General features: G+C 45.4%; 12 protein-coding genes. 11 read left to right on the plus strand and 1 reads right to left on the minus strand.

Annotated elements, in window-relative coordinates; all coding sequences use genetic code 11:
• Entirely contained in the window at positions 1 to 1,005 is a 1,005-nt protein-coding gene (locus ACTQ50_RS07690; protein WP_441483694.1) for an ABC transporter permease, read from the plus strand.
• A 108-nt stretch (positions 1,006 to 1,113) separates the two neighbouring features.
• Positions 1,114 to 2,136: a substrate-binding domain-containing protein gene (locus ACTQ50_RS07695; protein ID WP_441483695.1), complete on the plus strand. Its 1,023-nt coding sequence runs from the start codon at positions 1,114 to 1,116 to the stop codon at positions 2,134 to 2,136.
• A gap of 170 nt (positions 2,137 to 2,306) precedes the next feature.
• Here the strand turns inward: ACTQ50_RS07695 and ACTQ50_RS07700 are convergent, their stop codons facing one another.
• Complete coding sequence (locus ACTQ50_RS07700) at positions 2,307 to 2,690, minus strand: DUF3783 domain-containing protein (protein ID WP_441483696.1); 384 nt, start codon at positions 2,688 to 2,690, stop codon at positions 2,307 to 2,309.
• Between the two features lie 230 nt (positions 2,691 to 2,920).
• Here ACTQ50_RS07700 and ACTQ50_RS07705 point away from each other — a divergent pair, with 230 nt between their 5' ends.
• The 9 genes from ACTQ50_RS07705 (at position 2,921) to ACTQ50_RS07745 (ending at position 16,070) form a co-directional block, all read left to right on the plus strand.
• Entirely contained in the window at positions 2,921 to 3,853 is a 933-nt protein-coding gene (locus tag ACTQ50_RS07705) for an AraC family transcriptional regulator (RefSeq protein ID WP_441483697.1), read from the plus strand.
• Between the two features lies 1 nt (position 3,854).
• Entirely contained in the window at positions 3,855 to 4,367 is a 513-nt protein-coding gene (locus ACTQ50_RS07710) for a hypothetical protein (RefSeq protein WP_441483698.1), read from the plus strand.
• A gap of 287 nt (positions 4,368 to 4,654) precedes the next feature.
• A complete protein-coding gene (locus ACTQ50_RS07715; protein WP_441483699.1) occupies positions 4,655 to 5,941 on the plus strand; it encodes an ABC transporter substrate-binding protein in 1,287 nt (428 codons plus the stop codon).
• A 124-nt stretch (positions 5,942 to 6,065) separates the two neighbouring features.
• On the plus strand, positions 6,066 to 6,965 hold the full coding sequence (locus ACTQ50_RS07720; protein WP_441483700.1) for a carbohydrate ABC transporter permease: 900 nt from the start codon (positions 6,066 to 6,068) through the stop codon (positions 6,963 to 6,965).
• Entirely contained in the window at positions 6,958 to 7,785 is an 828-nt protein-coding gene (locus ACTQ50_RS07725) for a carbohydrate ABC transporter permease (RefSeq protein ID WP_441483701.1), read from the plus strand. Before ACTQ50_RS07720 ends, ACTQ50_RS07725 begins: the two co-directional genes overlap by 8 nt.
• Positions 7,786 to 8,075: 290 nt before the next feature.
• Positions 8,076 to 11,177 (plus strand): glycoside hydrolase family 2 TIM barrel-domain containing protein, encoded by a 3,102-nt coding sequence (locus ACTQ50_RS07730; RefSeq protein WP_441483702.1) that lies wholly within the window; start codon positions 8,076 to 8,078, stop codon positions 11,175 to 11,177.
• Between the two features lie 48 nt (positions 11,178 to 11,225).
• Positions 11,226 to 13,250, plus strand: a complete 2,025-nt coding sequence (locus ACTQ50_RS07735; protein ID WP_441483703.1) for a beta-galactosidase — start codon at positions 11,226 to 11,228, stop codon at positions 13,248 to 13,250.
• A 226-nt stretch (positions 13,251 to 13,476) separates the two neighbouring features.
• Positions 13,477 to 14,460 carry an AraC family transcriptional regulator gene (locus ACTQ50_RS07740; protein WP_441483704.1) on the plus strand — a complete coding sequence of 328 codons (984 nt, stop codon included), beginning with the start codon at positions 13,477 to 13,479 and terminating at the stop codon, positions 14,458 to 14,460.
• A gap of 305 nt (positions 14,461 to 14,765) precedes the next feature.
• Complete coding sequence (locus tag ACTQ50_RS07745) at positions 14,766 to 16,070, plus strand: BMP family ABC transporter substrate-binding protein (protein WP_441483705.1); 1,305 nt, start codon at positions 14,766 to 14,768, stop codon at positions 16,068 to 16,070.
• The last annotated feature ends 23 nt before the right edge of the window (positions 16,071 to 16,093 follow it).

Genomic DNA, 16,093 nt, shown 5'->3' on the forward strand with positions numbered 1-16,093 from the left:
ATGGCTGGAAAATCTGGTAGAAGTATTAACAACGTGCCGAAAAGCCCCGTAAAACAGATGATCTTCAGCTGGGAAGGCATTCTGGTACTCCTGTTTATTGCAGTAAATATTTTCTGTGCAAACTTTTCAGAATTCTATAATATGAAGAGCCTGCTTCGTCAGATGCCTGTTTATCTGGCAGAAATCTTCTTGATGCTGCCGATGGCATACATTCTGGTACTTGGTGAGATCGATATTTCCGTTGGTTCTATCGTGTGTCTCTCCGCAACAATGGCTTGTATCGTAGCAAACACCGGAGCACCATTTATCGTGGTTATCCTTGCTACACTTCTTGTTGGAACACTTTGCGGTGCAGTAAACGCATTTGTTCTCACAAAATTCCAGGAGCTGCCTCCAATGATCGTAACACTTGCAACACAGATCATCTTCAGAGGTATCGCTGAGATCGTTCTTGGAAGCGGCGGAAGTATTTCCGTAACAAATACAGAAGGATTTGCAGCACTTGGCGGAAAAGTAGGACGTGTTCCTTACATTCTTTTCCTGGTTCTGATCCTTGGAATCATTGCAGCAATTATCCTTGGAAAATGTACCTTCGGACGCAGGGTATACGCAATCGGTACCAACCGTCTTGCAGCTTACTACTCTGGAATCCATGTACAGAAGATCCGTTTCATCATCTACACCCTGATGGGAACGATTTCCGGTCTGTGCGCACTGTTCCTGATGTCTTCTTCATTCGGTGCAAACACCACAACTGGTAACGGATTTGAGATGGACGCCATCGCAATGGCAGTATTCGGAGGAATCTCCTCCACAGGTGGTAAAGGTAATATCGCCGGCGGTCTGATCTCCGCATTTATTATCGTTTGCCTTCGTGTTGGTCTTGGACAGAGAAACATTCATCCGCAGGTTATCCTGCTGATCATCGGTGTGCTTCTGATCGGTGCAGTTGCACTTCCGAACATCATCAAAGAGATTCAGAAAAAAGCGAAAACAGTAAAATAAAAATTCCTTAACTAACTCATATGTAACCTTATAAAGCTTGTTCACTGCTTCGCAGAAGGCGGAGCAGTAGCAAATAAAAACTATATTATTCCATGGGAGGAAAAAAACATGAACAAAAAAATCGTAAGCGCAGTTCTTTGTGGAGCAATGATCCTCGGATCCGCAGTTCCGGCTATGGCTGGTTCCGCTGACGGAAAGAAAATCGCACTGGTTGGTAAATCCGCTGGTAACGCATTCTTCGAAATCGCAGCTTCTTCTTTCGTAGAGACAGCTGAGGCAGAGGGTGCTACAGTTGATACTGTTTACCCAGAGGCAGCTACAGCAGATGCTCAGATCAAAGTTCTTGACAACCTGATTTCTCAGGACTATGATGCAATCTGCATCTCCGCAAACGACGTGAACGCTCTTCAGGCTAAATTACAGGAAGCTATGGACGAAGGAATCAAGATCTCCTGCTTCGACTCTGCTACAAACCCAGACAGCCGTCAGATCTTCATCAACCAGGCTGGTACCGTAGCTGTAGGCCAGGCTCTTCTGGACGCAGTCCTTGATATCGCTGGTGGCGAGGGACAGTTCGCAATCCTTTCCGCTACTTCTCAGGCAGCTAACCAGAACGCATGGATCGATGCTATGAAGAACATCATGGAAAGTGATGACAAATATTCAAGCCTTGAGCTGGTTGAAATTGCATATGGCGATGACGAGCCACAGAAATCTACAGACCAGACAGCAGCTCTTCTTGAGAAATATCCAGATCTGAAAGTTATCTGCGCACCTACAACAGTTGGTATCGCTGCAGCTGCTAAATACCTTCAGGACAACGGATCTGCTTGCAAACTGACAGGTCTTGGACTTCCATCTGAGATGCTTGAGTACACAGGTGCTGATGATGAGCATTCCTGCCCATACTTCTATCTGTGGGATATGCAGGGCCTTGGAAAACTTTCCGCTCTGACAACAATCGCTCTGATCAACGATGAGATCACAGGTGCTCTTGATGAGACATTTACAGCTGGTGACCTTGGTGACTACACAATCACAGAGGCTGATGACGGCGGCACAGAAGTTGTTCTTGGTGCTCCTCTTCAGTTCAACCCAGACAACATCGAAGAGATGGCTAAACTGTACTAATCGGATAGTCTAAAAAGATTAAATGGTAATAAAGAAAAGGCCCTGCCGTGTGCAGGGTCTTTTCGCGTCCTGGAGAATGTTTGAAAAAGTGCAGACAATACAGAAAATGAAAAAAGTCATCGGGCTGACCTGACAAATGGCAGGAGAGTGGATGGTTGAATTATGTGGGGCTATTTGCGGGAGTGCATTACGGCATGCTCTTTCATCAGCTCCTCGTGCAGTTTCACAGAATCCCAATGAACGGTTACCGGAGTGAGCATAGCCTTCAGGCTTACTGACGGCATTCCGTTTTCCTTAAAGAAAGCCAGAAATTCATCCAGCTGCTCACTGGAAAAATCCTTCAGCACCATCATTTCTTCCTGAAAATTCTTTCCCAGGTTAAATACCGGATTCTTAGCAAATCCGGGGATCTCAAAGAGAAACCCAAGACTTTCCAGATATTCCGATGGCTGTACCATACGGACAGAAACCTTGTGTTTGTTTAAATACCTGTGGATCTGGCGAAGACGGTCTTCTTCTTTAAAGTTATATAATAAAATCTGTGCTTCGGACATAGTAAAGTCTCCCTTTCATTCTAATGAAATTATGAAAAGAGCATAACAGAAAAAATACTTTTTTACAAGAAGGAGCGGGGAGATTGGTGTTTATGGAACGAAGAAAGTATGGTATGATAGGAAAATACAGGAGTGCAGAATGTGATTTGGGAGTAAAGTGAATTGCATTATGCGAACTGCTGGGTGCTTAGGAAAGTGTTTGTTTTAAGAATGGACTTATAGGAGACTACATGGCGAAAAAACGAAAAATGAAAATGGAATTCCGCTATTACCAGATGCAGGATGGAATCCCCATTCTGGCACTTCTTGGTGAAAAGTGGGTGCAGAATTATGGAAGGGATGTGGATTACCTTCACTTCCATAACTATCTGGAAATCGGTTTCTGCTACAGCGGAGAAGGAGAGCTGGTGCTGGGCGAAGAGAAGGTTCGCTTCGCCGGAAGGGAATTCACCATCATCCCACCCAGCTTTCCCCATACGACAACCAGTGATGTGGGAAATATCAGCAAATGGGAATATCTGTTTATTGACGTGGAGGGCTTTTTGCAGACTGCTGCAGGAACTCCGGTGCGTGCTGAGAAAATGATCCAGCGTATTTATTCCAAGGCACTTTGTTTGAAAGAAGCTGAATACAGGAGCCTTTCGGATAAAATCATAAAGATTCTGGAAATCATGCGCACAAGCGAGGAATTTTATCTGGAGGAAGCGAAAGGGATCCTGTTGGCATTGCTCGCGGAGATTGCCAGGATGAACCGTTCCGCAGAAGATGAGAATATAGAAGAAAAGGGAAAGATCAGCAACATGATCTCCCGCTCCATAGACTATATTTCCCAGTATTATATGGAAGACATCCGGATCGGGGATCTGGCAAAGGCCTGCCACATCAGCGAGACCCATTTCCGGCGGGTATTTACTTCTTACATGCATATGGGCCCCTTGGAATATATAAACAAGGTGCGGATCCAGACTGCCTGCGAGATCCTGAAAAAGACGGACGAGTCCATTGCAGACATTGCCTACAAATGCGGTTTTACTACCAATTCCACATTCAACCGGAATTTCCGGCAGATGATGGGAATGTCCCCGGCAGAATGGCGGAAGCGCCCGGAGAACTATGAACAGCAGCTTTTGAAATTTGATATTCATTCAGAGGAAGGATGGTAACATGTACGATTATAAAATAGTAGAACAGGTATCCAGAAAGAAAAAGAAGCTTTCCGGGGTATTGAAGAAGATCATGGTTTTCTTTGCAGTTGTGTTTGTGGTTATGGGAATCACCATTTCCCAGGCCTTTATTCTGGCTGGTTTTTGCCTGGCAGGATTATATTTCATCTATGGAACCTTCTGCCAGAGAGATTACGAGTACACCATGGAAAATGAAATGCTCACCATCGACGTGATCTACGGAAACAAATATAGAAAAACGGCCCATGAGCTGGATCTTCGCCAGCTGGAAGTGGTAGCTCCCCATTGGCATGAAGCTGTAGCCAGGTACAAAAAGAACGGTGGAACAGAGCACTTAAAGAAGTTCGACTACACCTCCTATGAGGAAGATACTCCTTATTATACCATGATCATTAAGGAAGACGGGCGGAAGATCAAACTGCTTCTGGATCTCACGGAAGAAATGCTCCACACTATGAAAACCCGATATCCGCAGAAAGTTTTTTTTGCATAAAATAGAAATGAAAAAATGTGAATAGTTCACAAAATATACATAGAAATATTGTGAAAAAGTACAGAAAATCAAATTTTTCTTGTGCCTGTTGGTGAAAATAAACGACGGATTTCGTAACCTTGACGAAAATACACAAAAAAATGAACGAAAGATGAAGAAGGCCCCAATAGATATAATGGTCGAAATTGCACATTATATGGGCGGTATTGCATACATCCCCCTGCAGGTGAATGGTATAATACATTCATAAGAAATACAGAGAAACAATTTTAAGGGAGGATATTTCAATGAAGAAAAAAATGCTTACCGTATTACTCACAGGTGCAATGGTAGCTTCCATGGCAGCTGGAGCAACAGTTGTATCCGCAGAGGATAACGACAACACATTAACCGTATGGGCATGGGACCAGAACTTCAATATCAAGTCCATGCAGATCGCAGCTGACCAGTATGCAGCAGATCATGAGGGATTTTCAGTAGATATCATCGAGACATCTTCTGATGACTGCCAGACCAAGCTTACTACAGCAGCTAACGCTGGTGACTACAGCACACTTCCTGATATTGTTCTTATGCAGGACAACAGCTATCAGAAATTCCTGAAAGCATATCCAGATGCTTTCACAGATCTGAAAGACATGAACATTAACTGGGATGATTTCGGAGCTCTGAAACAGTCCTATTCCATGGTTGATGATACACATTACGGTGTTCCGTTTGATAACGGTGCTGTTATCGCTTGCTACCGTACAGATATCCTTGAGGAAGCTGGATATACACTGGATGACCTTACAGACATCACATGGTCCAGATTCGAAGAAATCGGTAAAGACGTTCACGAAAAAACCGGCAAATACCTTCTTACCAGCGAAGCAACAGGCGGCGATACACTTATGATGATGATCCAGTCCTGCGGCGCTAACTTCGTAAACGAAGATGGTGAAGCTTATATCGTTGGCAATGAGACAGCTGAGAAATGTATCGACCTTTACACAGAGCTGGTTCAGAACGACGTTGTAAAACTTGTAAACAACTGGGATGAGTACATCTCCACAATCACAAGCGGCGAGGCTGCTGGTATTGTAAATGGTAACTGGATCACAGCTACTCTGATGTCCACAGAGGATCAGAAGGGCTTATGGGGAATCACCACAATGCCAAGCGTTGACGGTGTTGACACAGCTACAAACTATGCAAACAACGGTGGATCTTCCTGGTACATTACCTCTAACTGCAAGAACGTAGAGCTTGCTGAGGACTTCCTTGCAAGCACATTTGGTTCCAGCACAGAGTTCTATGATGCAATCCTTCCGGAGACAGGTGCTATTTCCTGCTACCTGCCAGCTGGTGAGTCTGATGTTTACAACGAGCCAAACGAGTTCTTTGGCGGACAGCCGATCTTCTCAACAATCGTAGAGTACTCTTCTCATATTCCGGAGTTCACAAAGACTCCATATCACTATGAGGCAAGAGAGTGCGTTAACACAGCTGTTGTAAATATCGTAAACGGAACAGCTAAGGACGACGCTCTTCAGGAAGCACAGGATACATTAGCATTCAAGATGACTGAGTAATCCTTTCTGAAAGTGATTTAGACTGAATGAGAAATGAGTATAGGGAGGCGGGGGACTGCTAAATGGTCCTCCGTTTTCTATTCAAAAAACTGGCAATAACTTAGGCTTGAAAGGAGGAGTTCCTGTGAATTCCAAGAAAAAAGGTATGACACTGGCCACCAAACAGAAAGCAGCCGGATGGATATTCCTGGCACCGGCATCTATCATGATCGCCATCATGAGTTTTTACCCAATGATCCGTGCCTTCATCATTTCACTGCAGACAGGTGCTGGCGCAAATATGCGTTTTGCAGATCCGATCTTCAGCAACTACAAACGTATCCTTGCAGATAAAGTGTTCCAGCAGTCCATTGCAAACACATTCCTGTATCTGATCATTCAGGTTCCGATCATGCTGGTCCTGGCTATTCTGCTTGCACAGCTTCTGAATAACAAGGACCTGAAGTTCAAAGGATTTTTCCGTACATGTGTATTCCTTCCATGTGCGACTTCCCTGGTTTCCTACTCCCTGATCTTCCGTTCCATGTTTGCAACAGATGGTCTGATCAACAGTGTTCTGATGAAAATGGGAATCCTCTCCACTGGCTATAACTTTCTTGGAAATGCCACCAGCGCGAAGATCGTTATCATCATCGCCCTGATCTGGAGATGGACCGGATACAACATGGTCTTCTACCTGGCTGGACTTCAGAATATTGAATATTCTGTTTATGAAGCTGCAAAGATCGACGGTGCAAACGGATGGAAAACCTTCTGGAAGATTACAGTACCGCTTCTGAAGCCAACAATTATCATGACCTTCATCATGTCCATCAATGGTACCTTACAGCTGTTCGATGAGTCCATGAACCTGACAAAGGGTGGTCCTGCAAACTCTACCATCACAATGTCACATTATGTTTACAATACCTGTTTTGTTAACGTGCCGAACTTTGGATATGCAGCTGCAATGTCCTTTATTATCTTTATCATGGTAGCGATTCTGGCATTTATCAACTTGAAAGTAGGTGATACTCGTGACTAAGAAAAACAAATCCGCAATCCAGAGAAGATTGATTCCTACATACATTTTTCTGATCATTGTATCATTTTTCTCCGTTTTCCCGCTGTACTGGATGATTTCAGCAGCAACCAATACCTCCACAGATGTATCCCGTGGACGTATTATTCCGGGAAGTTATTTTATGGAGAACTTTAAGAACCTGACAGCCCAGCAGCCACTTTGGAGAGCTCTTGGAAACTCTTTCCTCTATGCGATCCTGACTACTGTGATCTGCCTTCTGATCTGTTCCATCGCCGGATACGGATTCGAAGTTTATCATGACAAAGGAAAAGACAGACTGTTTTCCATTCTTCTTCTTGCCATGATGGTTCCGCAGGTTGCTACTATGGTTCCATTGTTTAAGATGTTCTCAAAAGCGAAGCTTCTGAATACCTCCATCGGTTTCATCCTTCCGATCATTTCCACACCGTTTATGATCATGATGTTCCGACAGAATGCACGTGCATTTCCGGTGGATATTATCGAAGCTGCCCGTATTGACGGCTTAAGCGAAGTGAGAATTTTCTTCCAGATGTTTATTCCGACAATGAAATCTACCTATGCGGCAGCCGCTGTTATTACCTTCATGAACGCATGGAACGCATACTTATGGCCGAAGGTAATTATGACAGACAACAAAGCCATCACAATGCCAATGTTGATCGCCAACCTGATCACAGGTTATGTAACTGACTACGGTATGTTGATGTGCGGTGTATTGTTCTGCTCCATTCCGACCATGGTTGTATTCTTCGTTCTGCAGAAACAGTTTGCAGAAGGTATCACCGGTGCGGTGAAATAAGATTGAAAATTTAAGGGTGCTGCGATTTATTTGCGGCGCCCTTTTTTTGAACATGGATGATGGTCATTTACAGGAAAGAGTCTGTGAATGGAAGGGACAGTAATATATGGATGATTTTTATATAATGTTCTACAGAAATTCCATGGAAATAAAAGAGTTACATTACTATAATAAAATCTGCGCAAAATATTGACCGCAATGTTTGTAGAGAAAGGAGTTACTGTTCACTTCGTTCACAGCAGCACGCTTCGCGGAATATTACCTGTGAACAGTAGCAGAAAGGATCATATATGAAGGAATTTGATTATTCATTAGTTAAGAATCCCGAGTATTTTAAAGATGGAAGAATGGACGCCCATTCCGACCATATCAGCTATGCAAACCAGGAAGAAGCATCCGCAGGTGAGACTTCCTACCGCCACAGCTTAAACGGAATCTGGAAGTTCCACTATGCACGCAACTATGGAAATACCATAAAAGGCTTCGAAAAAGAAGAGTACTCCTGCAAAGACTGGGACGATATCCGGGTACCAGCCCATATCCAGATGGAGGGCTACGATGCACCTCAGTATGCCAATGTACAGTATCCATGGGAAGGCCATGAGGACATTCATCCAGGTGAGATCCCGGAGCATTTCAATCCGGTGGCAAGCTATGTGAAGTATTTCACAGTTCCAGAGCAGATGAAGGGAAAACGTCTTTTCATTTCTTTCCAGGGTGCTGAGAGTGGAATTGCCCTCTGGCTGAACGGACAGTTTGTGGGATACAGTGAAGACTCTTTTACCCCGTCAGAATTTGAACTTACCAATTATGTGAAAGAAGGGGAAAACAAGCTGGCAGCCCAGGTGTTCAAGTGGACCGCAAGCAGCTGGTGCGAGGACCAGGATTTCTACCGTTTCTCCGGAATTTACAGAGAGGTTTATCTGTACACAGTGCCGGCAGTACATGTGTATGATCTTCAGGTTCGCGCCATCCCGGATGAGAGCCTTAAGGAAGCCCAGTTTGAGGTTAAGACCAACACCTGGGGAAAAGGAAAAGTACATTTTGTTCTGTCGAAAAATGGACAGACCGTAATTGATGAGGAGAAGTGCCTTGGCGAAAATACTGCAGAGGCAGGCACTACTGGTACTGAGAAAGAGAGTGCCGGAGCGGGCGTTTTGGATACATTTTCCTGGACCGTGGAGAACCCGGTTCTCTGGAGTGCAGAGGATCCACAGCTTTATGACCTGGTTCTGGAGGTTTTTGACGAGAACGGTGCCCTCCAGGAAGTGATCCCTCAGAAAGTTGGTTTCCGCTGCTTTGAAATGAAAGACGGAATCATGACCTTAAATGGAAAACGAATTGTGTTTAAAGGCGTAAACCGCCACGAATTCAGTTCCATCACAGGAAGATGCGTATCCGAAGAAGAGCTGCGCAAAGACCTGACAACCATGAAGCAGAACAACATCAACGCCATCCGTACCTGTCATTACCCGGATGCCTCCATGATCTACCGGCTTTGTGACGAATTCGGTCTCTACATGATCGATGAGACAAACCTGGAGAGCCATGGTTCCTGGGATGTAGCTGAGTTTACCAGGGATTACACCTATGTAGTTCCCCACGACAAACCAGAATGGCTGCAGATGATGCTGGACCGCACCAATTCCATGTACCAGAGAGATAAGAACCATCCGGCCATCCTGATCTGGTCCTGTGGAAATGAGTCTTTCGGAGGAAAGGATATTTTTGAAATGTCCCAGTTCTTCAGAAAGGTAGATCCGACCAGACTGGTACATTATGAGGGCTTGTGCCATGACCGCAGATACAACGACACCAGTGATATGGAAAGCCAGATGTATCCATCTGTAGAAGCAATCAAGGAATTCCTTGCAAAAGATGCGTCCAAGCCATTCATCTGCTGCGAATACACACACGCTATGGGAAATTCCTGCGGTGCAATGCATAAATATACAGATCTCACAGACACAGAACCGAAATACCAGGGCGGTTTTATCTGGGATTACATTGACCAGTCCATTTACAAAAAAGACCGTTATGGAAAGGAATTCCAGGCCTACGGCGGAGACTTCGGCGAGCGTCCTACAGACTATAACTTCAGTGGAAACGGAATTGCCTACGGCGGCAGCCGTGATGCTTCCCCGAAAATGCAGGAAGTGAAATTCAATTACCAGAACATTACCGCACAGGTAACTGCTGATTCAGTGAAAGTGATCAACAAGAATCTGTTTGTAAATACAGATACTTTTGCCTGCAAGGTGATTCTTCAGAAAGACGGAAAAGTGATCCGTACCGCAGCTATGGACACAGCAGTCCCTCCTTTAAGCGAAAAAGAATATGCCCTTCCATTTAAGAAAGAAGAGAAATCCGGCGAGTACACCGTGACTGTTTCCTTCCATCTGAAAGAGGACAAGCCGTGGGCGAAGGCTGGTCATGAGGTAGCCTTCGGACAGTATGTATACCAGGTGGAAGCACCTGTGAAACCATGCACCGACCATCTGGATGTGATCCGCAGCACCCACAATATCGGGGTAAGAGGCGCAGAATTTGAGGTGCTTTTCTCCGTACTGAACGGCGGACTTGTCTCTTATAAATATGCAGGAAAAGAAATGATCGAGGCAATCCCGAAGCCAAACTTCTGGCGTGCACCAACAGACAACGACTGTGGAAACCTGATGGCCATGCGCTATGGACAGTGGAAACTTGCCAGCCTGTATGCCAGCCATAAGGAATACCGGGGCGCTGCCTACGGTCCTGGAAATGAGCCGAAGGTAGAGGAAAAAGAGCATTCTGTAAAAGTATCCTACCGGTACTTCCTTCCTACCACTCCGGCAGCTGAATGTACACTTGCTTATGAGGTTTACGGCGATGGAAGAGTACGTACCACCCTTTCCTATGATCCGGTGAAGGAACTTGGCGATATGCCGGAATTTGGCGTGATCTTCAAATTCAATGCGGATTATGATCATGTAACCTGGTATGGCCTTGGAGAATCCGAGACTTATGCAGACCGCAAGAAAGGCGCTAAGCTTGGAATCTACAGCAATATGGTAAAGGATAACGTAGCCAGATACATGGTTCCACAGGAATGCGGTGCCAAGGAAGAGGTAAGATGGGCGAAGATCACAGACCGAAAGGGCAGAGGAATGCTCTTTGAAATGGATCAGGAAAATGGTCCGATGATGTTCTCAGCACTTCCTTATACCCCACATGAGATGGAGAATGCCATGCATCCATATGAGCTGCCGGAAGTTCACTATACCGTAGTCCGTGTGGCAAAAGACCAGATGGGAATCGGAGGAGACGACAGCTGGGGAGCACGTACTCACGAAGAGTATCTGCTGGATGTAAGTAAGCCAATGGAATTTTCCTTTGTATTTAAGGGAATCTGAGAAAGGGGTTACTGTTCACCCTGTGACCAGTAACAGAAAGGGGACAAAATGGCGAAAAAAATAGAATACGGCCGTTTTTTACACGGCGGTGATTATAACCCGGAACAGTGGCTGGACCGCCCGGACATTCTGGAAAAAGACATTGAATATTTCAAAAAAGCACATATCAATACCGTATCTGTAGGAATTTTTTCCTGGGCTGTGCTGGAACCGGAAGAAGGAAAGTACAATCTGGACTGGCTGGAGCAGATCATTGACAATCTGTATAAAGAAGGCATTTACACGATCCTTGCAACTCCGTCCGGCGCAAGACCAAAGTGGATGGCGGACAAATATCCGGAGGTTCTCCGTATGGATCCGGACCGCACCAGAAGATTTTTCGGAGGCAGACACAATCACTGCTATACGTCTCCGGTATATCGTGAGAAGCTCCATGCAATGGACAAGCTGCTTTCCCAGAGACTTGGCAGTCATCCGGGCGTGCTTCTGTGGCATATTTCCAATGAGTTTGGAGGAGAATGCTATTGCCCGCTTTGCCAGCAGAAATTCCGGGAATGGCTGAAAGAGAAATATGGAACCATTGAGAATTTAAATTCCAGCTGGTGCACCACCTTCTGGAGCCATATTTACAACAGCTTTGATCAGATCGAGGCACCCTCACCTAAGGGAGAAGATGCTCTTCACGCACTGAATCTGGACTGGAGACGCTTTGTCACAGACCGTACCATCGACTTTATCAAAGAAGAGGTATCTGCGATCCGTGAGGGCGGTTCCGAGCTGCCGGTAACTGCCAATCTGATGTACGATTACAACGGACTGGACTACAAGAAATTCCGTGACATTCTGGATGTGGTATCCTGGGATAATTATCCGGGCTGGCACAAAAAAGAGGAATTTCTTACTGCCATTGATGCTGGTATGCAGCATGATCTTATGCGCAGCATTAAAAAACAGCCATTCCTTCTTATGGAATCCTGCCCATCTGCAACCAACTGGAAGCCAATCAATAAGCTGAAAAAGCCGGGAATGCTCCTTGCAGCATCCCTGCAGGCTGTGGCACACGGTGCTGACAGTGTGCTGTACTTCCAGCTCCACCAGAGCCAGGGTGCTTCTGAGAAATTCCACGGAGCTGTGATCGACCACTACGGCGGAGACGACACCCGTGTATTTAAAGAAGTGACTGAGGTTGGAGAGGCTCTGGAGACACTGAAGGAAGTCTGCGGCAGCCAGATGAATGCTCCGGCAGCAGTTCTTTATGACAGAGAGAACAACTGGGCTATCCAGGAGGTACAGGGACCACGAAATGAGAATATGTTCTACACAGAAGCAGTACAGAAGCAGTACCGGGCTCTGCGGGAGCAGGGGCTGAACGTGGATGTGATCTCTATGGAACACGATCTTTCCGATTATAAGATTGTGGCAGCGCCAATGGCTTATATGTTCAAGGATGGATACGAAGAGAAATTAAGAACATTTGCAGAAAATGGCGGAACACTGGTGATCACCTACTGGACCGGCCTTGTGGATGAGACAGACAAGTGCTTCCTTGGCGGCACCCCATACGGGCTTATGGAAGCAGCCGGACTTCGCGCTGCGGAGATCGATGCCCTTTATGACTGGGAAGAGAACCATGGAGTTTCAGAGCCTGGCAATCATCTTGGAATCAGCGGAACCTATACCTGCAAAAACTTATGCGAGCTGGTAAAGGTTTCCGATGCAGAGGTGCTTATGCATTACGGCGAAGATTTCTATGCAGGAACTCCGGTGGTGACACATAAAGCATATGGAAAAGGCCACGTATATTATGTTGGTGCAGATATGGAACAGGCCTTCTACAGCGATTTCTACGGACGTGCTGCGAAAGAGGCCAAGGTTCAGACACCGCTGGAATTTATACCGGCAGGCGTTTCCGTCACCTTACGTGAAAACCAGGAAAATGAATATCTGTTTATCCAGAACTATGCAAGAGAAACAAAGGCAGTCCCGGTTCCGGCAGGATATGAAGTGCTCTATGGAACCAAAGAGGAAGTTATGCAGCCGCTGGCGACCAGGGTTTTAAGAAAAAAGAAATAAGACGGTGGCCCATTTTGCCCCAGGGAATGAAATAAGGTTACTGGTCAGGCTGTGGACAGCAACGGAATAAGATAAGAAGAGAAGTTAGTGTGAAAAGAATTTTTGACACTAACTTCTTTTTATGTGTATAATGTGCGTATGAAAAAAGGAGCCAGGGCAAAGTTGAGGCAGCTGTCCACAGAACAGGCGGCGCGCTTTATAAGAACTTTGATGGGAGGTGTGTATAGTGCAGCGGGAACTTTTGGAACAGCTTCGGGAAATTACAGAAGAAGAAAAACGAATCTTAAATGGGGAAGCAGAGGTGGACAAAGATCTCTACACCTCCGGCAGCGATTTCACTGTGGACAGTGGCAAGATGTTGGAAGAGGGAAAGCTGATCGCAGTGCGCACCCACACCCGCTTCGTGCATTTTCCCCTTCACCGCCACAATTATGTGGAAGTGCTTTACGTCTGTGAGGGTTCCCTTACCAATATTATAGATGGCAAACAGGTCATTGTGCGAAAAGGAGAGCTGCTATTTCTGAACCAGTTCACTCATCACGAGATCCTGGCAGCGGGAAAGAACGATATCGCCATTAATTTCATGGTTCTGCCGGAGTTTTTCGATGTAGCATATTCCATGGCAGGAAGCAATAACGTGCTGGCTGATTTTCTGGTAAATGTGCTCCGCCGGGACAACCAGCAGGGGGAATATCTTCATTTCAAAGTATCCGAGGTGCTTCAGATCCAGAACCTTCTGGAAAATATGATCTACTCCCTGGTAACGGGAAGGGGCAACCAGAACCGGATCAACCAGACTACTATGGGGCTTATTTTCCTTTATCTTCTGGATTCCGTCCAGTATGTGGAGATGCGTCTTCCAAACCAGTATGAAAATATGATCTCCATGACCACACTGGACTATATCGAGCAGAAATACCGCACCGCCACCCTGACCGAGCTTTGCGACATGCTTCATCTTCCTATGCATGTGCTGAGCAAAATGATCAAGAAAACCACTGGTTTTAATTTTAAGGAACTTCTGCAGCGAAAACGTCTCAGCAAGGCGGTGGAGCTGATGTGTGACACCGACCTTCCCATCAGTGACGTGATCGCGGCAGTGGGGTATGAGAATAACAGTTATTTTCACAGGGTATTTAAGGAGCGCTATCATGAGACACCGCGGGCATTTCGCATGAAAAATAAGAAGAATGATCATGTGCGGCTGTAACACCTGGATTTAACGAAAATAAAGGCTGGATTTAATATTCAGCAGAAATATGACTCTAAAACTGTTCATAAGTTGACAAGAGTGTGAATAAATTTTCAAAAAGTTTATCATTTGTTCAAAAAGATTTTTTGAATTGTATGCAAATGGTTGACATTCAATTGGAAAAAAAATACAATGGTCATAACGTTTAAGATTTTTCTTACGTATTGTAATGTCCGACGGCCGATATTTCAATATCCACAGCCGGAAATTACAGAAATCGTAGGAAGTCTCAGGCAAATTACAAATATCAAGGAGGAAGTAAAATGAAGAAAATGTGTAAAAAAGTTGTCAGTCTTCTTCTTGCAGCAGTGATGGTGCTCGCAATGACCGCCTTCGCTTCTGTTGTTTATGCCGCTGACGAGGACAGCGTAGAAGCTGATCCGAACTTCAAGATGGGAGTTATTCTTGTAGGTGATGAGACAGAAGGATATTCTGCAGCTCATATCGCTGGTGTTAAGGAAGCTGCGAAAGAGCTGGGCCTTGACGACAGCCAGATCATCTGGAAATACAAAGTTCCGGAAGATTCCAGCTGCTATGATGCAGCAATCGATCTTGTTGGACAGGGATGTTCCCTGGTGATCGGTAACAGTTATGGACATCAGACCTATCTGGTACAGGCTGCCCAGGAATACCCGGATGTAACATTCGTTTCCATGACAGGTGATTTTGCAGCAATCAGCGGATGCGAGAATTTTAAGAACGCATTTACTAACATCTATGAATCCCGCTATGTATCCGGTGTTGTAGCTGGTCTGAAGCTGAAAGAGATTCTTGAGGATGGCACTCTTACCACAGAAACACAGCCAGACAGCTTTGATGCAGATGGCAATGTAAAGATCGGTTATGTTGGAGCATTCAGCTACGCAGAGGTTGTTTCCGGTTATACTGCATTCTACCTTGGTGTTAAGAGCGTTGTTCCGAACACAGTAATGGAAGTGAAATACACAAACTCCTGGTTCGATATTGACAAAGAGGGTGCAGCAGCTGAGGCACTTATTGCAAACGGCTGTGTGATCATCGGACAGCATGCTGATTCTACAGGTGCTCCTGCAGCTACACAGAAGCTTCATGATGATGGCAAGATCTGCTACTCTGTAGGATATAACATTGATATGCTTGAGACTGCTCCTACAGCAGCACTTACCTCTGCTACAAATAACTGGGCAGTATATTACAAACATGCCATCGCAACTGTAATGGGCGGCGGTGATCTTGAGCAGGACTGGTCAGCAGGATATAATGACAATGCAGTAGGAATCACAGAGCTTGGTGAGTCCTGTGCAGAAGGAACTGCAGACTACGTTGCTGACGTAGAGAGCAAACTGAAAGATGGTTCTCTTCAGGTATTTGATACCTCTACATTTACTGTAGGCGGTGAGGAAGTTACTTCTGCACCGGTTGACCTTTCCTTCATGGATTACACAACTGATCCTGCAACTGTTGTATATCAGGGCGAGACTGTTGAGGCTATCGAGGATGGACACTTTGCAGAGTCCACATTCAGAAGCGCTCCATACTTTACACTTCGTATTGATGGAATTACAGAGGACGCAGACGCTGTTGAATAAGCAGTAATGCGAACCATGCTGCT

Origin of the sequence: Blautia sp. Sow4_E7 (genome assembly GCF_052116245.1) — a bacterium.
GTDB lineage: Bacteria > Bacillota > Clostridia > Lachnospirales > Lachnospiraceae > Blautia_A.

Coding starts and splice junctions, on each gene's coding strand:
- ACTQ50_RS07690 (WP_441483694.1), top strand. CDS start 1: ATGGCTGGAAAATCTGGTAGAAGTATTAACAACGTGCCGAAAAGCCCC.
- ACTQ50_RS07695 (WP_441483695.1), top strand. CDS start 1,114: ATGAACAAAAAAATCGTAAGCGCAGTTCTTTGTGGAGCAATGATCCTC.
- ACTQ50_RS07700 (WP_441483696.1), bottom strand. CDS start 2,690: ATGTCCGAAGCACAGATTTTATTATATAACTTTAAAGAAGAAGACCGT.
- ACTQ50_RS07705 (WP_441483697.1), top strand. CDS start 2,921: ATGGCGAAAAAACGAAAAATGAAAATGGAATTCCGCTATTACCAGATG.
- ACTQ50_RS07710 (WP_441483698.1), top strand. CDS start 3,855: ATGTACGATTATAAAATAGTAGAACAGGTATCCAGAAAGAAAAAGAAG.
- ACTQ50_RS07715 (WP_441483699.1), top strand. CDS start 4,655: ATGAAGAAAAAAATGCTTACCGTATTACTCACAGGTGCAATGGTAGCT.
- ACTQ50_RS07730 (WP_441483702.1), top strand. CDS start 8,076: ATGAAGGAATTTGATTATTCATTAGTTAAGAATCCCGAGTATTTTAAA.
- ACTQ50_RS07735 (WP_441483703.1), top strand. CDS start 11,226: ATGGCGAAAAAAATAGAATACGGCCGTTTTTTACACGGCGGTGATTAT.
- ACTQ50_RS07745 (WP_441483705.1), top strand. CDS start 14,766: ATGAAGAAAATGTGTAAAAAAGTTGTCAGTCTTCTTCTTGCAGCAGTG.